The organism is Mycobacterium sp. 1274756.6, assembly GCF_001668625.1.
Taxonomy (GTDB): domain Bacteria; phylum Actinomycetota; class Actinomycetes; order Mycobacteriales; family Mycobacteriaceae; genus Mycobacterium.
In genome coordinates this window covers 1-19,239 of the sequence record NZ_LZLJ01000023.1, presented here as the reverse complement: position 1 = coordinate 19,239, position 19,239 = coordinate 1, and the positions used below count along the sequence as shown (strand labels likewise).

Below are 19,239 nucleotides of genomic sequence, written 5' to 3'. Positions count from 1 at the left end.
GCCGTGGATTTCACCCTGCCCGACCACCTGCCCGGGCTGCTCGCCGAGATGGACGCCTTCATCGAGGCCGAGATCGCCCCGCTGCAGGCCGAGCACATGCAGTATTTCGACGAGCGCCGCGAGTTCGCCCGCACCGACGTCGACAACGGCGGGATCCCGGCGCGGGCCTGGGAGGACCTGCTCGACGAGATGCGCCGCCGCGCCGACGCGGCCGGCTGGCTGCGCTACTCGCTGCCCGCCGCGCTCGGCGGCCGCGACGGCAGCAACCTGGACATGGCCGTCATCCGGGAGCATTTGGCGCACAAGGGGTTGGGTCTGCACAACGACCTGCAGGACGAGTCCTCCATCGTCGGCAACTTCCCGCAGGTGATCATGATGGAGCGGTTCGGCACCCCCGAGCAGTGCCGCGAGTTCTCCGAAGCCCTGATCACCGGGGAGCGGTCGATGGCCTTCGGGCTCTCCGAGCCCGACCACGGTTCCGACGCGACCTGGCTGGAGACCCGCGCCGAACGCACCGGGTCCGGAGAGGACGCCGGCTGGGTGATCAACGGCACCAAACGGTGGAACACCGGGGTGCACCGCGCCAGCCACGACCTGATCTTCGCCCGCACCTCCGGCGAGCCGGGCTCGGCGACCGGCATCACCGCCTTCCTGGTGCCCACCGACACGCCCGGCTTCACCGTGCCGTTCTACTGGTGGACGTTCAACATGCCCAGCGACCACGGCGAAGTCGAGCTGCGCGACGTCACCGTGGGCGCCGACGCCGTGCTCGGCGAGGTCGACCGCGGCCTGGAGGTCGCCCAGACCTTCCTGCACGAGAACCGGATCCGTCAGGCCGCCTCCAGCCTGGGCGCCGCCCAGTACTGCATCGACCGGGCCGCCGACTACGCCCGCGAACGCGTCGTGTTCGGCAAGCCGCTGGCGGTCAACCAGGCGGTCCAGTGGCCGCTGGCCGAACTGCACACCGAAGCCCAGATGGTGCGCCTGCTGGTCTATTACGCCGCCTGGCACCTCGACCACGACCACCACCTCGAGGTCTCCGACAAGGTGTCGATGGCCAACTACCGCGCCAACCGCCTGGTCTGCAACGCCGCCGACCAGGCGATGCAGACCTTCGGCGGGCTCGGCTACAGCCGCCACGAACCCTTCGAGCACATCTACCGCCACCACCGCCGCTACCGGATCACCGAGGGCGCCGAGGAGATCCAGATCCGGCGGGTGGCGCAACGACTGTTCGGCTTCGGCCGCCCGCGCAAATGAGCACCGGCGACCAGCTGGCCGCCGCGCTCCCGGAGGTGCTCGCCCCCGCACTCGGGCCGGTCGGCGTCGAGGAGCTGCGGCTGCTGTCCGGCGGCGCCAGCCGTACCACCTGGTCGTTCGACGCGGTGACCGGCACCGGCCGGCGGGCGCTGATCCTGCGCATCGGGCCCGCCGAGGAACACCACGCCAGCATGGGCGCCGAAGCCCGCGCGCAGGCCGCCGCCGCGGCCGCCGGCGCCCCGGTGCCCACCGTGCTGGTCGCCGACAACTCCACCGCCGCGCTGGGCAACCCCTTCCTGGTCTGCGACGCCATCGCCGGGGAGACCATCGTGCGGCGCATCTTCCGCCGCCTCGACACCCCCGACGCCGCGGTGACCCGGTCGGCCCTGCTCACCCAGTGCGCCGCGGCGCTGGCCGCCATCCACCGCGCCGACCCGGCCGCCGCCGGCGGCGAACAGCAGGACCAGCTGAGCCTGTGGCGCGACCAACTCGACGCGATGGGCGACACCACCGCCACCTTCGAGTGGGCGTTTCGCTGGCTGGCCGCCCACCGTCCCGCCGACGTCCCGGCGGTGCTGGTGCACGGCGACTTCCGGATGGGCAACCTCATCGTCGACGACACCGGGCTGGCCGCGGTGCTCGACTGGGAGTTGACCCACCTCGGCGACCCCACCGAGGACCTGGCCTGGTTCTGCATCCGGGCCTGGCGGTTCGGCGCGCCCGCCGCCGCCGGGGCCGGCGGACTCGGCAGCATCGAGGAGTTCCTGACCGCCTACGAGCGGGCCGGCGGGGCCACCGTCGACCGGTCCCGGTTCCGCTGGTGGCTGGTGCTGGCCACGCTGCGCTGGGGAGTGATCTGCCGCTACCAGGCCCACCGCCACCTCACCGGCATCGCCCGGTCGGTGGAGCTGGCCGCGGTGGGACGCCGGGTCGCCGAGACCGAATGGGACCTGCTCGACCTGCTCGACGGGGAGGATCAGCGATGAGCGCCGGACTCTACGGGCGGCCCACCGCCGCCGAACTGGTGGCCGCCGCCACCGAATTCCTCGACGGCCTGGTGGCCGGCGGGGCGACCGACGCCACCGGCGGCGCGGCGCGCTTTCAGGCCCGGGTGGCCGCCAACGCGCTGCGCATCGTGCACCGAGAACTCGAGCACGGCGCCGCCGGCGCGGCCCGCGCCCAGGCCGCGCTGGACGCGATCGGCTACCCCGACGAGGCGGCTCTGGCGGCCGCCATCCGCGCCGGCGACCTCGACGGCCGCGACGCCAGCGACGCTCAAGTCACCGCGTGCCTGCGCGCGCTGGTCGCCGAGCGGCTGGCCGTCGCCCACCCCGGCTACGACCGCTCCTCGCCCTAGCTGCCCGAATGCGCTGAACCGGGCACCCTCGCGCAGTAGCATCGGCAGCGTGTCCCCCTCCGATCCGCTGCGGATCCTGGTGTACAGCGACGACGCGGCCACCCGCGCGCAGGTGCGGTCGGCGCTGGGCGACCGGCTGCACCCCGACCTGCCGCCGTTGAGCTACCTGGAGGTGGCGACAGCCCCGGTGGTCATCCGGGAGGTCGACGCGGGCGGGATCGACCTGGTGATCCTCGACGGCGAGGCCACCCCCGCCGGCGGGATGGGGGTGGCCAAGCAACTCAAGGACGAGGTCGACCCGTGCCCGCCGGTGCTGCTGCTCACCGGCCGGCCGGACGACGCGTGGCTGGCCAAATGGTCGCGCGCCGAAGTGGCGTTGCCGCACCCGATCGATCCGATCCGGTTGGGCCGCACCGTGCTGTCGATGCTGCGCACCGAGGCGCGCCCGACCGGCTGACCCGGCGGCGCGCCGTCTGCCCCGAAACGGCGGTGGGTGCGCGACACCCTGACTAGGCTGTGGTCTAGTTCACAGTTGGATCCGAGCATGGGGCAGCCCACATCCCCCTAGGCTCGGAGACAGCCCACACACGGACGCCGTGAGGAGGTGCTGCTGCGGGATGACCCTCTACACACCCATTCTGGCTCTCGGTGCCCTGGCAGCCGCTTTCGCGGTGATCTCGGTGGTGGCAGCCAGAGTGGTGGGGCCCTCCCGCTACAACCGGGCGAAACTGGACGCCTACGAGTGCGGTATCGAACCGACCGATCAGCCGGTGAGCGGTCCGCACGCCGCCGCCGGGCAGCGGTTCCCGATCAAGTACTACCTGACCGCGATGCTGTTCATCGTCTTCGACATCGAGATCGTCTTCCTCTACCCGTGGGCGGTCGCCTATGACCGCCTGGGGGTGTTCGCCCTCGCCGAGATGGGGCTGTTCGTCGCCGTGGTCCTCGTCGCCTACGCCTACGTCTGGCGTCGAGGCGGATTGAGCTGGGATTAAGGAGGTCGCGGATGGGCATCGAAGAGCAGTTGCCCAGCGGTCTGCTGCTGTCCACCGTGGAGTCCCTGGCCGGCTACTTCCGCAAGGGCTCCCTGTGGCCGGCCACGTTCGGGCTGGCGTGCTGCGCGATCGAGATGATGTCAACGATGGCACCGGATTACGACCTCTCCCGGTTCGGCATGGAGGTCTTCCGCGCCTCCCCGCGGCAGGCCGACCTGATGATCGTCGCGGGGCGGGTCAGCCAGAAGATGGCGCCGGTGCTGCGCCAGATCTACGACCAGATGGTCGAACCCAAGTGGGTGTTGTCGATGGGGGTGTGCGCCTCCTCAGGCGGCATGTTCAACAACTACGCGATCGTGCAGGGCGTCGACCACGTCGTGCCGGTCGACATCTACCTGCCGGGCTGTCCACCCCGACCGGAGATGCTGATGTACGCGATCCTCAAGCTGCACGAGAAGATTCAGGAGATGCCGCTGGGCGTCAACCGGGAACGGGCGATCAGCGAGACCGAGGCGGCCGCGCTGGCCGCGCCGTCCACCTGGCAGATGAAGGGCCTGCTGCGGTGAGCGACCACGACGACACCCCCCGCGCCGGCTACAGCCCGGAGGCCGGCGAGGTCATCGCCGTGCGCCGCGGCATGTTCGGCGCCGGGGGCACCCCGGACACCTCCGGCTACGGCGGACTGGTGCGCGAGATCGCCTTCCCGGGACGCAGCCAGCGGCCGTACGGCGGCTATTTCGACGCCGTGGTCGACGCGCTCACCGAAGCCCTGCAGCGCGAGGACATCCCCATCGACGACGCGGTGGAGAACATCGTCATCCACCGCGGCGAGCTGACGCTCTACATCGTGCGCGATCACCTGCCCACGGTGGCGCGGCTGCTGCGCGACGACCCCGAACTGCGGTTCGAGCTGAGCCTGGGCGTCAGCGGAGTGCATTACCCCGAGGACACCGGCCGCGAGCTGCACGCGGTGTACCCGCTGCGCTCGATCACCCACAACCGGCGGATCCGGCTGGAAGTCGCTGCGCCGGACGCCGATCCGCACATCCCGTCGCTGTTCGCGATCTACCCGACCACCGACTGGCACGAACGGGAGACCTACGACTTCTTCGGGATCATCTTCGACGGCCACCCGGCGCTGACCCGCATCGCGATGCCCGACGACTGGCACGGCCACCCGCAGCGCAAGGACTACCCGCTCGGCGGCATCCCGGTGGAGTACAAGGGCGCCACCATCCCGCCGCCCGACGAGCGGAGGGCCTACACCTGATGACCACCTCCACCACCCCCGACGGTCGCCGCGAGACCGTGCTCAACCTCGGCGGGCAGGACTGGGACGAGCTCGTCGACGCCGCCCACGCCGCCGACCCCGGCGAGCGCCTCGTGGTCAATATGGGCCCGCAGCACCCGTCGACGCACGGGGTGTTGCGGCTGATCCTCGAACTCGAGGGCGAGACCGTCACCGAAGCCCGGTGCGGCGTCGGCTACCTGCACACCGGGATCGAGAAGAACCTCGAATTCCGGTACTGGAGCCAGGGTGTGACGTTCGTGACCCGGATGGATTACCTGTCCCCGTTCTTCAACGAGGTGGCGTTCTGTCTGGGCGTGGAGAAGCTGCTCGACATCACCGCCGACATCCCCGAGCGGGCCACGGTGATCCGGGTGCTGCTGATGGAGCTCAACCGGATCTCCTCGCACCTGGTCGCCATCGCCACCGGCGGCATGGAGCTCGGTGCGCTCTCGGCCATGCTCTACGGCTTCCGGGAGCGCGAGCTGGTGCTCGACATCTTCGAGACGATCACCGGGCTGCGGATGAACCACCAGTACGTGCGGCCCGGCGGCGTCGTCGCCGACCTGCCCGACGAGGCGGTCCCGCAGATCCGGGCCTTCCTGGACCTGATGCCCAAACGCCTCGCCGACATCGAGGGACTGCTCACCGAGAACTACATCTGGAAGGCGCGCACCAAGGGCGTGGGCTATCTGGACCTGACCGGGTGCATGGCGCTGGGCATCACCGGCCCGGTGCTGCGCTCCACCGGCCTGCCCTACGACCTGCGGCGTGACGAACCCTATTGCGGCTACGAGGATTACGAGTTCGACGTGATCACCGACGACGGTTGCGACGCCTACGGGCGCTACCTGATCCGCATCGAGGAGATGAAGCAGTCGCTGAAGATCGTCGAGCAGTGCCTGGACCGGCTGCGTCCCGGTCCGGTGATGGTCGAGGACCGCAAGATCGCCTGGCCCGCCGACCTCACCGTCGGCCCCGACGGCCTGGGCAACTCCCCCGAGCACATCGGCTGGATCATGGGCCATTCCATGGAGGGCCTGATCCACCACTTCAAACGCGTCACCGAGGACCTCTGGGTGCCGCCGGGGCAGGTGTTCGTCTCGGTGGAATCCCCGCGCGGAGAGTTGGGAGTTCACATGGTCAGCGCCGGCGGCACCCGGCCGTACCGGGTGCACTACCGCGACCCGTCGTTCACCAACCTGCAGGCGGTGGCGGCGATGTGCGAGGGCGGCCTGGTCGCCGATGTGATCGCCGCGGTCGCCAGCATCGACCCGGTGATGGGCGGGGTGGACCGGTGACCGGGGCGCCCGAACTCCGCCAGAACAAGACCGGCCGGGGTCGGCTGATGCCCCCGACCGCGGGCACCGGCGGCGAACGGATCTTCCTGCAGCTGGGTCCGCCCCCCGAGGAGCCGAACCAGTTCAACCATCCCGGAGCCCCGAAGACCTACCCCGCCGACGTGCGGGCCCGCCTGCAGGCCGACGCGGCGCAGATCATCGCCCGCTACCCGCAGCCGAAATCGGCGATCCTGTCGCTGCTGCACCTGGTGCAGGCCGAGGACACCTACCTCACCCCGGCGGGGCTGGCGTTCTGCGCCGAACAACTCGACCTGACCAGCGCGCAGGTCGCCGCCGTCGCCTCCTTCTACTCGATGTACCGGCGGGCCCCCACCGGGGAGTACCTGGTGGGGGTCTGCACCAACACGCTGTGCGCGGTGATGGGCGGCGACGCCATCCTCGACTCCCTCAAAGAGCACCTCGACGTCGACGACGAGGGCACCACCGCCGACGGCGCGATCACCCTGCAGCACGTGGAGTGCAACGCCGCGTGCGACTACGCGCCGGTGGTGATGGTCAACTGGGAGTTCTTCGACCACCAGACCCCCGAATCGGCGCGGGCGCTGGTCGATGCGCTGCGCGCCGAGGAGGCCGTCGCACCCAGCCGCGGCCAGCCGGTCTGCGGATTCCGGCAGACGTCGCGGTTTTTGGCCGGGTTCCCCGACGAGCGTCCCGACGACGGTCAGGGCGGCGCCGGCGCGGCCACCCTGGCCGGCCTGCGCGAGGCCCGTCGTCGCCTGATGGCGGCACCACCGCCGTCGGCGACCGACACCGAGGACCGGCGATGGCATACCTGACCCCCCTGACCCCCGTGCTCAGCGGCTACTGGGACGAACCCGAATCCTGGACGCTGGAGACCTATCTGCGGCACGACGGCTACCGGGGCCTGCGCGCCGCCCTGGACACCGACCCGGACACGGTGATCGACATCGTCAAGCAGTCCGGGCTGCGCGGCCGCGGCGGCGCCGGATTCTCCACCGGCACCAAATGGTCGTTCGTGCCGCAGGGCAGCGAAGGCGCGGCGGCCAAACCGCACTACCTTCTGGTCAACGCCGACGAATCCGAGCCGGGCACCTGCAAGGACATGCCGCTGCTGCTGGCCACCCCGCACACCCTGATCGAGGGCATCATCATCTGCTGCTACGCGATCCGGGCCAACCGCGCCTTCATCTACGTGCGCGGCGAGGTGCTGCCGATCCTGCGTCGGGTGCGCACCGCGGTCGAGGAGGCCTATGCCGCCGGCTATCTGGGCCGCGACATCGGCGGCTCCGGCTTCGACCTGGACGTGGTGGTGCACGCCGGCGCCGGCGCCTACATCTGCGGTGAGGAGACCGCGCTGATCGACTCGCTGGAGGGCAACCGCGGCCAGCCGAGGCTGCGCCCGCCGTTCCCGGCGGTGTCGGGGCTCTACGGCTGCCCGACGGTGGTCAACAACGTCGAGTCCGTCGCCAGCGTGCCGTCGATCCTGCTGCACGGGGTCGACTGGTTCCGGCTGATGGGTAGCGAGAAATCGCCGGGCTTCACGCTGTATTCGCTGTCCGGGCACGTCAACCGGCCCGGCCAGTACGAGGCGCCGCTGGGGATCACGCTGCGCGAACTGCTGGAGTACGCCGGCGGAATCCGCAACGGGCACAAGCTGAAGTTCTGGACCCCGGGCGGTTCGTCCACCCCGCTGCTCACCGAGGAGCACCTCGACGTGCCGCTGGACTATGAGGGCATGGCCTCGGCCGGTTCGATGCTGGGCACCAAGGCGCTGCAGATCTTCGACGAGACCACCTGCGTGGTGCGCGCCGCGCGGCGCTGGTCGGAGTTCTACAAACACGAATCCTGCGGCAAATGCACCCCCTGCCGGGAGGGCACCTACTGGCTGGTGCCGATCTATGAACGGCTGGAGACCGGGCGCGGCACCCGCGAAGACCTCGACACTCTGCTCGACATCGCCGACGTGCTGTTCGGAAAGTCGTTCTGCGCGTTGGGCGATGGCGCCGCGATGCCGGTGCAGTCCTCCATCCAGTACTTCCGCGACGAATACCTCGCGCACGTCGAGCAGGGCGGCTGCCCGTTCGACCCGGCGGCGAGCATGTTCGTCCCCCAATACGACGACGGGTATGCGGCCGGGTCCGACGCCGAAGGAGGTACCCCGTGACATCAGCGGAGCAGCCCTCGGCCGACGGCCGCCCGGAGATGGTGACCTTCACCATCGACGACCAGAAGGTCACCGTGCCCAAGGGCACGCTGATCATCCGGGCCGCCGAGCAGATCGGCATCGAGATCCCCCGGTTCTGCGACCATCCGCTGCTGGACCCGGTGGCCTGGTGCCGCCAGTGCCTCGTCGAGGTGGAGGGCCAGCGCAAACCGCAGCCCTCGTGTGCGGTCGCCGGCACCGACGGCATGGTGGTGCGCACCCAGCACACCTCCGAAGAGGCCGACCGGGCCCAGCATCTGGTGATGGAACTGCTGCTGATCAACCATCCGCTGGACTGCCCGACCTGCGACAAGGGCGGCGAGTGCCCGCTGCAGAACCAGGCGATGAGCCACGGCCGCACCGAGACCCGCTTCGAGGAGGCCAAACGGGTCTTCCCCAAACCGATCAACATCTCCTCGCAGGTGCTGCTGGACCGCGACCGCTGCATCCTGTGCGCCCGCTGCACCCGGTTCGCCAACGAGATCGCCGGAGACGTGTTCATCGAGATGATGAACCGCGGTGCGCTGCAACAGGTCGGCATCTACGAGGACGAGCCGTTCGACTCCTACTTCTCCGGCAACACCGTGCAGATCTGCCCGGTCGGCGCGCTCACCGGATCGTCCTACCGGTTCCGGGCGCGCCCCTTCGACCTGGTCTCCACCCCCGGGATCTGCGAGCACTGCGCGTCCGGCTGCGCGCAGCGCACCGACCACCGGCGCGGCAAGGTGATGCGCCGGATGGCCGGTGACGACCCGGAAGTCAACGAGGAATGGAACTGCGACAAGGGCCGGTGGGCGTTCACCTACGCCCGGCAGCGCGACCGCATCACCACGCCGCTGGCCCGCGACGACACCGGGACGCTGACACCGACCTCCTGGCCCAACGCGCTGGCGCTGGCCGCCCGCGGCCTGGCCGCCGCCCACGGACGCACCGGGGTGCTGGTCGGAGGCCGGTCGACCGTCGAAGACGCCTACGGCTACGCCAAGTTCGCCCGGGCCGTGCTGGGCAGCGACGACATCGACTTCCGGGCCCGCCCGCACTCCGCCGAAGAGGCGGCGTTCCTGGCCGCCCGCATCGCCGGCACCGGCATCGACCTCGACTACCGGGCCCTGGAGACCGCCCCGGTGGTCGTGCTGGTCGGCTTCGAACCCGAAGAAGAATCCCCGATCGTCTTCCTGCGGTTGCGTAAAGCGGCCCGCAAGACCGAAACCCGGGTCTTTTCGATCGCGCCGTTCGCGGATCGGGGCCTGCAGAAGATGTTCGGCACGCTGATCCCCACCGCGCCCGGCGCGGAGGCCGCCGCGCTCGACGGCCTGCACGACGGCGAGCTCGGCGCCCTGCTGCGCAAGCCCGGCGCCGTGCTGCTCGCCGGGGAGCGGCTCGCGGTCAGCCCGGGCGGGTTGTCGGCGGCGGCGCGGCTGGCCGAGGCCACCGGGGCCCGGCTGGGCTGGGTGCCGCGGCGGGCCGGGGAGCGCGGCGCGCTGGAGGCCGGTGCCCTGGCCGGGCTGCTGCCCGGCGGCCGGCCGATGGCCGACCCCGACGCGCGGGCGCAGTTGGCGTCGCTGTGGGGTGAACTGCCGGAGCCCGCCGGGCGGGACACCGCCGCGATCCTGGCCGCGGCGGCAGGCGGGGAGCTGGGTGCCCTGCTGGTCGGCGGGGTCGAACCGGCCGACCTGGCCGATCCGGCCGCCGCGCTGGCCGCCCTGGACGCCGTCGGCTTCCTGGTCAGCCTGGAACTGCGGCACAGCGAGGTCACCGAGCGCGCCGACGTGGTGTTCCCGGTGGCGCCCGCGGTGGAGAAGACCGGCACGTTCGTCAACTGGGAGGGCCGATATCGCCGCTTCGGTTCCGCCCTGGCCGACACCGGCACGCTGTCGGACCTGCGGGTGCTCGACGCGATCGCCGACGAGATGGGTACCCCGCTGGGGCTGGCCGGCGCCGCCGACGCCCGTGACGAGCTGCAGCGGCTGGACCGCTGGGCGGGCCCCCGGGCCGCGGCGCCCGCCGAGGCAGCCGGCCCGACACCGCAGCCCGGTCGCGGGCAGGCGGTGCTGGCGAGCTGGCGGATGCTGCTCGACGCCGGCCGGATGCAGGACGGGGAGCCGAACCTGGCCGGCACCGCCCGCGCCCCGGTGGTGCGGCTGTGCGCCACGACCGCCGCCGAGATCGGCGCCGCCGACGGGCAGCCGGTGACGGTTTCCACCGCCGCGGGCGCGATCACCCTGCCGCTGGCCGTCACCGCGATGCCCGAACGGGTGGTGTGGCTGCCGATGAACTCCCCCGGCTCGGCTGTGCACCGCCAGCTCGGGGTGACCGCCGGGGCGACGGTTCAGCTCCACGCCGGAGAGGGGCGGGCGTCATGACCGGTTTCGGCAACGACGTGTGGTGGCTGATCATCGCCAAGACGCTGGCGGTCTTCGTCTACCTGCTGCTGACCGTGCTGTTCGCGATCGTCATCGAGCGGAAAGTCCTCGGGCATATGCAGATGCGGCCCGGCCCCAACCGGGTCGGGCCGGGCGGGTGGTTGCAGAGCCTGGCCGACGGGATCAAGCTCGCCCTCAAGGAGGGCATCATGCCCACCGACGCCGACCGGGTGATCTACACCCTCGCCCCGGTCATCTCGGTGATCCCGGCGATCACCGCGTTCGCGGTGATCCCGTTCGGGCCGCAGGTCAGCGTGTTCGGCCACCAGACCGCGCTGCAGCTCACCGACCTGCCGGTGGCGGTGCTGTTCGTGCTGGCCATGTCCTCGGTCGGGGTGTACGGGATCATCCTGGCCGGCTGGTCGTCGGGCTCCACCTACCCGCTGCTGGGCGGGATCCGGTCCACCGCCCAGGTGATCTCCTACGAGGTCGCGATGGGCCTGGCGTTCGCGGCGGTCTTCCTCTACGCGGGCACCATGTCGACCTCGGGCATCGTCGCCGCGCAGGACCGGGTGTGGTTCGCGTTCCTGCTGCTGCCCTCGTTCCTGGTCTACCTGACCGCCATGGTCGGGGAGACCAACCGCGCGCCGTTCGACCTGCCCGAAGCCGAGGGCGAACTCGTCGGCGGCTTCCACACCGAGTACTCGTCGCTGAAGTTCGCCATGTTCTTCCTCGGCGAGTACATCAACATGACCACGGTCTCGGCGGTGGCGGTCACCATCTTCCTGGGCGGCTGGCATGCGCCCTGGCCGGTCAACATGATCGACGGAGTCAACACCGGCTGGTGGCCGGTGCTGTGGTTCACCGCGAAGGTGTGGGGCCTGCTGTTCGTCTACATCTGGCTGCGGGCCACCCTGCCGCGGCTGCGCTACGACCAGTTCATGGCGCTGGGCTGGAAGATCCTCATCCCCACCGCCCTGCTGTGGGTGATGGCCGCCGCGGTGATCCGCAGCCTGCGCAACGACGGCTACCCGCACTGGACCCCGCTGCTGGCGGCGCTCAGCACCCTCACCGCGGTGGCGCTGGTGATGTTTCTGCACCGGCGGTTCAGCGCGGTACACGGCTACGCACCGCCCTCGCAACGGCGCGGTGTCCTCGACGCGCCGCCCCCACCCGCACCCGACGGCGGGTTCCCGGTGCCGCCGCTGCCCGGCGCGTCGGCCGGTCGGCGCGGTGCCGTGGTGAGCAAGGAGGAAGTCCATGGCTAAGTTCACCGACGCGCTCGCCGGGTTCGGCGTGACGCTGTCGACGATGTTCAAAAAGCCGATCAACGACGGCTACCCCGAGCAGAAGAAGCCCACCGCCAAACGCTTCCACGGCCGGCACCGCCTCAACCGCCACCCCGACGGGCTGGAGAAGTGCATCGGCTGCGAACTGTGCGCCTGGGCCTGCCCCGCCGACGCGATCTACGTGGAGGCCGCCGACAACACCGACGAGGAGCGCTACTCCCCCGGTGAACGCTACGGGCGGGTGTATCAGATCAACTACCTGCGCTGCATCGGCTGCGGCTACTGCGTGGAGGCCTGCCCCACCCGAGCGCTGACCATGACCAACGACTACGAGATCGCCGCGGACAACCGCGCCGACATGATCTGGGAGCGCGAGCAGTTGCTCGCGCCGCTGGAGCCGGGGATGACCGCTCCCCCGCACCCGATGCCGCCCGGCGCCACCGACAAGGACTACTACCTGGGCAACGTCACCGCGGACGGGTTGCAGGACAACCCGGACCTGTTCGCGATGCTCGACCGGGTTCGGCAGGGCCGGGCCTGATGGGTATCGTCGCCACGGTCGCGCAGGCCGCCGAACCGGTCACCCGAACCGGAACCGGTGAGGCGGTGACGTTCTGGCTGCTCGGTGTGCTCGCGGTGGTCGGCGCGGTCGGGGTGGTCGCCGCGGCCAAGGCCGTCTACTCCGCCCTGTTCCTGGCGATGACGATGCTGATCCTTGCGGTGTTCTACTTCGTGCAGGACGCGATGTTCCTCGGCGTGGTGCAGATCGTCGTCTACACCGGCGCGGTGATGATGCTGTTCCTGTTCGTGATGATGCTCATCGGGGTGGACTCCGCGGAATCGCTGGTGGAGACGCTGCGCGGGCAGCGGATCGCCTCCGTGGTGGCGGGGCTCGGGTTCGGTGTACTGCTGATCGCCGGGATCGGGGCAGGCGCAACCCATCTCAGCGCGCCGAGCGCCGCGGGCCCCGCCGCCGGGCAGGGCAACGTGGAGGGCCTGGCCGAGCTGATCTTCAGCCGCTACCTGTGGGCGTTCGAGTTGACCGGGGCGCTGCTGATCACCGCGGTGCTCGCGGCGATGGTACTGGCGCACCGGGAGCGGCTGGTCGCGCGGCCCACCCAGCGCGAGCTGTCGATCCGGCGGTTCCGGCACGGCGGGCACCCCACCCCGCTGCCGACCCCGGGTGTGTATGCCCGCCACAACGCCGTCGACATCGCGGCGCTGCTGCCCGACGGCTCGTTCGCCGAGCTCTCGGTGCCCTCGGTGCTGGCCCACCGCACGGTGGCCCGCTCGGGCGACGCCCGCCCCGCGGCCGGTTCGACCACCCCCGGTGAGGAGGATCCCCGTTGAACCCGAATAACTACCTCTACCTGTCGGCGCTGCTGTTCACCATCGGCGCCGCCGGAGTGTTGTTGCGGCGCAACGCGCTGGTGATGTTCATGTGCATCGAGTTGATGCTCAACGCGGTGAACCTGGCGTTCGTCACCTTCGCCCGCCACCACGGCCAGCTCGACGGTCAGGTGGTCGCGTTCTTCACCATGGTGGTCGCCGCCTGCGAGGTGGTGGTGGGCCTGGCGATCATCATGACCATCTTCCGTGCCCGCAGATCGGCTTCGGTCGACGACGTGAACCTGCTCAAGGGCTGAGGGCGCCGATGACATCCACGCTCAGTGCGCTGCTGGTGGCGCTGCCGTCGGCCGGAGCCCTGGTGCTGCTGTTGGCCGGGCGGCGCAGTGACCGCTGGGGGCACCTGCTGGGCTGCGCGACCGTCCTCGGCTCCTTCGGCATCGGGCTGGTGTTGCTGGTGGAGCTGCTCGGCCGCGACGCCGCCGATCGGGCGTTGCGCAGCACCCTGTTCAGCTGGGTGCCGGTCGCCGAGCTGCGGGTGGACTTCGGGCTGCTGATCGACCCGCTGTCGATCTGTTTCGTCCTGCTGATCACCGGGGTCGGCGCGCTGATCCACATCTACTCGATCGGTTACCTGGCCGCCGACACCGACCGGCGGCGCTTCTTCGCCTACCTCAACCTGTTCGTCGCCGCGATGCTGCTGCTGGTGGTCGCCGACAACTACCTGGTGCTCTACCTGGGCTGGGAGGGAGTCGGGCTGGCGTCCTACCTGCTGATCGGGTTCTGGTACGTCCGTCCCACCGCCGCGGCCGCCGGCAAGAAAGCGTTCGTCTCCAACCGGGTCGGCGACTTCGGCCTGGCGCTGGCGATGTTCGCGATGTTCGCCGCGTTCGGCACGCTGTCCTACGACGAGGTGTTCACCGCCGCGCCGGGCGCCTCCCGGGGCATGCTCACCGCCATCGGGCTGCTGCTGCTGCTCGGCGCGTGCGCCAAATCCGCCCAGATCCCGGTGCAGGCCTGGTTGTTCGACGCCATGGAGGGCCCCACCCCGGTCTCGGCGCTGATCCACGCCGCCACCATGGTCACCGCCGGGGTGTACCTGATCGTGCGGTCCGGACCGATCTTCGACCTGTCCGCCGACGCCCGGCTGGCCGTCGTCGTGGTCGGCGCGGCCACCCTGCTGTTCGGGGCGATCATCGGCTGCGCCAAGGACGACATCAAACGCGCCCTGGCGGCCTCGACGATCAGCCAGATCGGCTACATGGTGCTGGCGGCCGGACTGGGGGCCGCCGGTTACGCGTTCGCGATCCTGCACCTGCTCACCCACGGCTTCTTCAAAGCCGGCCTCTTCCTGGGCTCCGGGGCGGTGATGCACGGGATGAACGACGAACAGGACATGCGCCGCTACGGCGCGCTACGCACCTTCCTGCCGGTCACCTACATCACCTTCGGGATCTGTTATCTGGCGATCATCGGGGTGCCGCCGTTCGCCGGGTTCTGGTCCAAGGACGCCATCATCGAGGCCGCCCTGGCCGCCGGCGGGACGCGTGGCGCGGTGCTCGGCGGGGTGGCCGTGCTGGGCGCGGCCATCACCGCCTTCTACATGACCCGGGTCATGCTGATGACCTTCCACGGGCAGCGCCGCTGGACCACCGAACCGAGCGAAGTGAACGACGAACGCGCCCTGCAGCATCCGCACGAGGCGCCGCGGGTGATGACCTGGCCGATGATCGTGCTGGCGATCGGTGCCGCGTTCTCCGGGCTGCTGCTCGCCGGCGGCAGCACCCTGGCGCGCTGGCTGGAACCGGTCGTCGCCCCGCTGGGCGCGGTGGAGGTCGACCACGTCGTCCCGGCGTGGGTGAGCGGGGCGGTCACCTTCGCGGTGGTGCTGGCCGGGATCGCGGTGGCCTACCGGATGTACGGCACCCGCCCGGTGCCGGTGACCGCGCCCACCGACGTGTCGGCACTAACCGTCGCCGCCCGACGCGACCTCTACGGCGACGCCGTCAACGAAACCCTGCTGATGCGCCCCGGTGACGGCATGGCGCGCGCACTGGCCACCGCCGACGATGTGGCGGTGGACGGTTCGGTCAACGCCCTGGCCGCGCTGGTGCGCCGGATGTCGTCGTGGCTGCGCGGTCTACAGACCGGCTACGCGCGCACCTACGCGTTGACGATGCTGGCCGGCGCGGTCCTGCTGACCGCCGTGATCCTGGCGGTGCAGCTGTGATGACCGCTCCGTGGCTCTCCCTGCTCTGGCTGGTCCCGATCGCCGGCGCGGTACTGGTGATGGTGCTCCCCGCGGGCCGCCCGCAGCTGGCGAAGTACGTCGGGCTGGGCGTCAGCGTCGTGGCCCTGGCGGTCTCGCTGGTGGTCACCGCCGGCTTCGACACCGGCGGCGAGACCTACCAGTTCGTCGAATCCCATTCCTGGATCCCGTCGTTCGGTGCCGGCTACACCCTCGGTGTGGACGGCATCGCGGTGGTGCTGGTGCTGCTCACCACCGTGCTGGTGCCGCTGCTGCTGCTGGCCGGCTGGCATGACGGCGGGCAGCGGCGCCGCGGCGTGCACGCCTACGTCGCGCTGACGTTGACCGTGGAATCGATGGTGCTGATCTCCCTGGTCTCGTTGGACATCCTGCTGTTCTACGTGTTCTTCGAGGCCATGCTCATCCCGATGTACTTCCTCATCGGGGGCTTCGGCACCGGCGCCCGCCGCTCGCAGGCCGCCCTGAAGTTCCTGCTGTACAACCTCTTCGGTGGGTTGATCATGCTGGCCGCGGTGATCGGGGTGTATGTGGTCACCGCCCAGCACGGCACCGGCACCTTCGATTTCCGCACCGCGGTGGCCGCGTTCGCACCCGACTCCACCGCGGTGGACCCCGGCGTGCTCAAGGCGCTGTTCCTCGGGTTCATGTTCGCGTTCGCGATCAAGGCGCCGCTGTGGCCGTTCCACCGCTGGCTGCCCGACGCGGCGGTCGAGGCCACCCCGGCGTCGGCAGTGCTGATGATGGCGGTGATGGACAAGGTCGGCACCTTCGGCATGCTGCGCTACTGCCTGCAACTGTTCCCGGAGGCCTCCACCTACTTCCGGCCGGCGATCATCACGCTGGCGGTCGTCGGGGTGGTCTACGGGGCGCTGGTGGCCATCGGCCAGACCGACATCATGCGGCTGATCGCCTACACCTCGATCTCGCACTTCGGGTTCATCATCCTGGGCATCTTCGTGATGACCTCGCAGGGTCAGGCCGGCTCCACGCTGTACATGTTCAACCACGGCATCTCCACCGCCGCGGTGTTCCTGATCGCCGGGTTCCTGATCGCCCGGCACGGCGGGTCGCGTGCCATCGCCGATTACGGCGGCGTGCAAAAACGCGCCCCGGTGTTGGCGGGCACCTTCCTGGTCGCGGCGATGGCGACCCTCTCGCTGCCCGGGCTGGCCCCGTTCATCAGCGAATTCCTGGTGCTGATCGGCACATTCAACCGCTACTGGCTGGCGGCGGTGTTCGGCACGACCGCACTGGTGCTGTCCTCGATCTACATGCTCTGGCTCTACCAGCGGTTGATGACCGGTCCGGTGGCGCGCGGCACCGAACGGCTCGCCGACCTGGTGCCCCGCGAACTGGTGGTGGTCGCCCCGCTCATCGCGCTGCTGCTGTTCCTGGGCTTCTACCCCAAGCCGGTGCTCGATCTGATCAACCCGGCCGTCGCGCACACCATGACCACCACCGGCCACCATGACCCGCCGCCGCTGACCGCCGAGGGGCCGTGATGAGCACACCCAGCATCGAATACTCCGTGCTGCTGCCGCTGCTGATCGTGTTCGGCGCGGCGGTCGCCGGCCTGTTGGTGGAGGCGCTTGCCCCGCGCCGCTACCGCTACCCCGCCCAGGTGGCCCTGTCACTCGGCGGGCTGGTCGCCGCGCTCGTCGCGTTGACCGTGATCGCCGGCGGTGTCGAAACCTTCGGCCGCACCGCGTTGTTGGGTTCGGTCGCCGTCGACCGGCCGGTGCTGTTGATCCAGGGCGCGGTGCTGGTGGTGGCGATCATGGCCGTGATCCTCATCGCCGAACGCACCGCGGCAGCCCCCGCCCGCGTCGGAGTCAGCGCCGGCGCGGCCGGTCGCGGGCTGGACTCGTTCACCCCGCAGGGCGCGGCGATCCCGGGCAGTCCCGCCGAGCGGGTGGCGGCCCAAGCCGGGGTGATGCAGACCGAGGTGTTCCCGCTGACCCTGTTCTCGGTCGGCGGGATGCTGGTGTTCCCCGCCGCCAACGACCTGCTGACGATGTTCGTCGGGCTGGAAGTGCTCTCGCTGCCGCTGTATCTGCTCTGCGGGCTCGCCCGGCACCGCCGGCTGATGTCGCAGGAGGCGGCGCTCAAATACTTCCTGCTGGGCGCGTTCTCCTCGGCGTTCTTCTTGTTCGGGGTCGCGCTGCTCTACGGGACCACCGGCACCCTGTCGCTGGCCGGGATCGCCGAGGCGATCGCCGACCACGGCGTGGACACGATGGCACTGCTGGGCGCCGCCCTGCTGGCGGTCGGGCTGCTGTTCAAGGTCGGCGCGGTGCCGTTCCACTCCTGGATCCCCGACGTCTACGTCGGCGCGCCCACCCCGATCACCGGGTTCATGGCCTCGGCGACCAAGGTCGCCGCCTTCGGTGCGCTGCTGCGGGTGGTCTACGTCGCGTTCCCGCCGATGCACGACCAGTGGCGCCCGGTTTTGTGGCTGGCGGCCATCGCGACGATGACGGTGGCCACGATCGCCGCGGTGAACCAGAGCGACGTCAAACGGATGCTCGCCTACTCCTCGGTGTCGCACGTCGGGTTCATCCTCACCGGGGTGATCGCCGCGATCCCGGCCGGCGTCTCGGCGACGGTGTTCTACCTGATCGCCTACAGCTTCTCGACGGTCGGGGCGTTCGCGATCGTCGGGTTGGTGCGCGGCGCCGACGGCGTCGAGGAACCCGATATGAGCCGCTGGGCCGGGTTGGGCCGCCGCTCCCCGCTGGTGGGGCTGATGTTTTCGCTGTTTCTGCTCGCGTTCGCCGGGATCCCGTTGACCAGCGGGTTCACCAGCAAGTTCGCGGTGTTCAAGGCGGCCGCCGAGGGCGGGGCGGTGCCGCTGGTGATCGTCGGGGTGGTGGCCAGTGGGGTCGCGGCCTACTTCTACGTGCGGGTGATCCTGCTGATGTTCTTCACCGAGCCCTCAGAGCAGACCCCGCAGGTGATGGTCCCGGGCGTGCTGGCCAAGGCCGCGATCGCGCTCTGCGCCGCGGTCACCGTGCTGCTCGGGGTGCTGCCGCAGCCGGTCTTCGACCTGGTGGACGCCGCGACCGCGTTCGTACGCTGAGCGCTCCCGCCGGGGGCCGGTTTATCCACAGTTGGGGGTTTGTCCACAGATTTGTCGGGCGGGTCGGTGTGGGCGGTGGTTGTGTCGGTCGGCGTTTTTAGCGTCGGGGGTATGGCTACAGCGATGACTCCGCAGGCGGCGCAGGACCAGATCCGCGCCGCCCTGGACGCCATCGACGCCGCCCACCAAGTATTGCGCCAGACCTCCTCGACGCTGGCAGACACCGCGTTTCGCCTCGACGTCGCCGAACGCCTGGAAACTCAGGAGCGGGTCAACCGCGGTCTGATGTATCGCTACTTCGACGAGCTGGCCGAACCCAGCCCCGAACGCGGCGCGGCCGATGCGATCCGCGCCGCCCTGTGGGAACGCCTCCACATCCCACCCCGAGAGATCACCCGCCGCTTCCGCCAAGGTGCCCGCATCCGGCCTCGGCGCTGCCTGACCGGACCGAAACTGCCCCCCGAACT

Annotated in this window: 18 protein-coding genes and 1 pseudogene; all 19 read left to right on the top strand. The window is 70.4% G+C overall.

Annotated features, from left to right (window positions below; genetic code table 11):
- Nucleotides 1–3: 3 nt before the first annotated feature.
- Complete coding sequence (locus A5643_RS03265; protein ID WP_066851905.1) at nucleotides 4–1,260, top strand: acyl-CoA dehydrogenase family protein; 1,257 nt, start codon at nucleotides 4–6, stop codon at nucleotides 1,258–1,260.
- Nucleotides 1,257–2,246: a phosphotransferase family protein gene (locus tag A5643_RS03260; protein ID WP_066851904.1), complete on the top strand. Its 990-nt coding sequence runs from the start codon at nucleotides 1,257–1,259 to the stop codon at nucleotides 2,244–2,246. Before A5643_RS03265 ends, A5643_RS03260 begins: the two co-directional genes overlap by 4 nt.
- Nucleotides 2,243–2,617, top strand: a complete 375-nt coding sequence (locus A5643_RS03255; RefSeq protein WP_066851902.1) for a DUF6285 domain-containing protein — start codon at nucleotides 2,243–2,245, stop codon at nucleotides 2,615–2,617. The genes A5643_RS03260 and A5643_RS03255 overlap by 4 nt, the downstream gene beginning before the upstream one ends.
- Before the next feature lie 40 nt (nucleotides 2,618–2,657).
- Nucleotides 2,658–3,074, top strand: coding sequence for an Rv3143 family two-component system response regulator (locus tag A5643_RS03250; RefSeq protein ID WP_066851900.1), 417 nt, complete (start codon nucleotides 2,658–2,660; stop codon nucleotides 3,072–3,074).
- Between the two features lie 160 nt (nucleotides 3,075–3,234).
- Nucleotides 3,235–3,612 carry an NADH-quinone oxidoreductase subunit A gene (locus A5643_RS03245; RefSeq protein WP_066851899.1) on the top strand — a complete coding sequence of 126 codons (378 nt, stop codon included), beginning with the start codon at nucleotides 3,235–3,237 and terminating at the stop codon, nucleotides 3,610–3,612.
- An 11-nt stretch (nucleotides 3,613–3,623) separates the two neighbouring features.
- The gene (locus A5643_RS03240) at nucleotides 3,624–4,178 is read left to right on the top strand and encodes a NuoB/complex I 20 kDa subunit family protein (RefSeq protein WP_066851898.1); all 555 of its coding nucleotides are present in this window, start codon (nucleotides 3,624–3,626) and stop codon (nucleotides 4,176–4,178) included.
- Nucleotides 4,175–4,882: an NADH-quinone oxidoreductase subunit C gene (locus A5643_RS03235; RefSeq protein WP_066851897.1), complete on the top strand. Its 708-nt coding sequence runs from the start codon at nucleotides 4,175–4,177 to the stop codon at nucleotides 4,880–4,882. Before A5643_RS03240 ends, A5643_RS03235 begins: the two co-directional genes overlap by 4 nt.
- Nucleotides 4,882–6,201, top strand: coding sequence for an NADH dehydrogenase (quinone) subunit D (gene nuoD, locus A5643_RS03230; RefSeq protein ID WP_066851896.1), 1,320 nt, complete (start codon nucleotides 4,882–4,884; stop codon nucleotides 6,199–6,201). Before A5643_RS03235 ends, nuoD begins: the two co-directional genes overlap by 1 nt.
- Before the next feature lie 47 nt (nucleotides 6,202–6,248).
- The gene (gene nuoE, locus A5643_RS03225) at nucleotides 6,249–7,037 is read left to right on the top strand and encodes an NADH-quinone oxidoreductase subunit NuoE (protein ID WP_066851940.1); all 789 of its coding nucleotides are present in this window, start codon (nucleotides 6,249–6,251) and stop codon (nucleotides 7,035–7,037) included.
- On the top strand, nucleotides 7,025–8,386 hold the full coding sequence (nuoF, locus tag A5643_RS03220) for an NADH-quinone oxidoreductase subunit NuoF (protein ID WP_066851894.1): 1,362 nt from the start codon (nucleotides 7,025–7,027) through the stop codon (nucleotides 8,384–8,386). Before nuoE ends, nuoF begins: the two co-directional genes overlap by 13 nt.
- Before the next feature lie 38 nt (nucleotides 8,387–8,424).
- Nucleotides 8,425–10,788, top strand: a complete 2,364-nt coding sequence (locus A5643_RS03215; protein WP_066851938.1) for an NADH-quinone oxidoreductase subunit G — start codon at nucleotides 8,425–8,427, stop codon at nucleotides 10,786–10,788.
- The gene (nuoH, locus tag A5643_RS03210) at nucleotides 10,785–12,056 is read left to right on the top strand and encodes an NADH-quinone oxidoreductase subunit NuoH (protein ID WP_066851892.1); all 1,272 of its coding nucleotides are present in this window, start codon (nucleotides 10,785–10,787) and stop codon (nucleotides 12,054–12,056) included. The genes A5643_RS03215 and nuoH overlap by 4 nt, the downstream gene beginning before the upstream one ends.
- Complete coding sequence (gene nuoI, locus A5643_RS03205) at nucleotides 12,049–12,618, top strand: NADH-quinone oxidoreductase subunit NuoI (protein WP_066851890.1); 570 nt, start codon at nucleotides 12,049–12,051, stop codon at nucleotides 12,616–12,618. The genes nuoH and nuoI overlap by 8 nt, the downstream gene beginning before the upstream one ends.
- Nucleotides 12,618–13,427: an NADH-quinone oxidoreductase subunit J gene (locus A5643_RS03200; protein WP_066851887.1), complete on the top strand. Its 810-nt coding sequence runs from the start codon at nucleotides 12,618–12,620 to the stop codon at nucleotides 13,425–13,427. The genes nuoI and A5643_RS03200 overlap by 1 nt, the downstream gene beginning before the upstream one ends.
- Nucleotides 13,424–13,723 (top strand): NADH-quinone oxidoreductase subunit NuoK, encoded by a 300-nt coding sequence (gene nuoK / locus A5643_RS03195; protein ID WP_066851886.1) that lies wholly within the window; start codon nucleotides 13,424–13,426, stop codon nucleotides 13,721–13,723. The genes A5643_RS03200 and nuoK overlap by 4 nt, the downstream gene beginning before the upstream one ends.
- Nucleotides 13,724–13,731: 8 nt before the next feature.
- Nucleotides 13,732–15,654: an NADH-quinone oxidoreductase subunit L gene (gene nuoL / locus A5643_RS03190; protein ID WP_066851884.1), complete on the top strand. Its 1,923-nt coding sequence runs from the start codon at nucleotides 13,732–13,734 to the stop codon at nucleotides 15,652–15,654.
- The gene (locus A5643_RS03185; protein WP_197497628.1) at nucleotides 15,651–17,195 is read left to right on the top strand and encodes an NADH-quinone oxidoreductase subunit M; all 1,545 of its coding nucleotides are present in this window, start codon (nucleotides 15,651–15,653) and stop codon (nucleotides 17,193–17,195) included. The genes nuoL and A5643_RS03185 overlap by 4 nt, the downstream gene beginning before the upstream one ends.
- A complete protein-coding gene (gene nuoN, locus A5643_RS03180; RefSeq protein ID WP_066851880.1) occupies nucleotides 17,195–18,772 on the top strand; it encodes an NADH-quinone oxidoreductase subunit NuoN in 1,578 nt (525 codons plus the stop codon). Before A5643_RS03185 ends, nuoN begins: the two co-directional genes overlap by 1 nt.
- 111 nt (nucleotides 18,773–18,883) lie before the next feature.
- Nucleotides 18,884–19,239, top strand: a pseudogene (locus A5643_RS03175) (HNH nuclease); the annotation flags it as partial.

Bases quoted from the DNA above. Each gene is read 5' to 3' on its own strand.
- A5643_RS03260 (WP_066851904.1), top strand. From the start codon at position 1,257: ATGAGCACCGGCGACCAGCTGGCCGCCGCGCTCCCGGAGGTGCTCGCC.
- A5643_RS03255 (WP_066851902.1), top strand. From the start codon at position 2,243: ATGAGCGCCGGACTCTACGGGCGGCCCACCGCCGCCGAACTGGTGGCC.
- A5643_RS03245 (WP_066851899.1), top strand. From the start codon at position 3,235: ATGACCCTCTACACACCCATTCTGGCTCTCGGTGCCCTGGCAGCCGCT.
- A5643_RS03240 (WP_066851898.1), top strand. From the start codon at position 3,624: ATGGGCATCGAAGAGCAGTTGCCCAGCGGTCTGCTGCTGTCCACCGTG.
- nuoD (WP_066851896.1), top strand. From the start codon at position 4,882: ATGACCACCTCCACCACCCCCGACGGTCGCCGCGAGACCGTGCTCAAC.
- nuoE (WP_066851940.1), top strand. From the start codon at position 6,249: ATGCCCCCGACCGCGGGCACCGGCGGCGAACGGATCTTCCTGCAGCTG.
- nuoF (WP_066851894.1), top strand. From the start codon at position 7,025: ATGGCATACCTGACCCCCCTGACCCCCGTGCTCAGCGGCTACTGGGAC.
- A5643_RS03215 (WP_066851938.1), top strand. From the start codon at position 8,425: ATGGTGACCTTCACCATCGACGACCAGAAGGTCACCGTGCCCAAGGGC.
- nuoH (WP_066851892.1), top strand. From the start codon at position 10,785: ATGACCGGTTTCGGCAACGACGTGTGGTGGCTGATCATCGCCAAGACG.
- nuoI (WP_066851890.1), top strand. From the start codon at position 12,049: ATGGCTAAGTTCACCGACGCGCTCGCCGGGTTCGGCGTGACGCTGTCG.
- A5643_RS03200 (WP_066851887.1), top strand. From the start codon at position 12,618: ATGGGTATCGTCGCCACGGTCGCGCAGGCCGCCGAACCGGTCACCCGA.
- nuoL (WP_066851884.1), top strand. From the start codon at position 13,732: ATGACATCCACGCTCAGTGCGCTGCTGGTGGCGCTGCCGTCGGCCGGA.
- nuoN (WP_066851880.1), top strand. From the start codon at position 17,195: ATGAGCACACCCAGCATCGAATACTCCGTGCTGCTGCCGCTGCTGATC.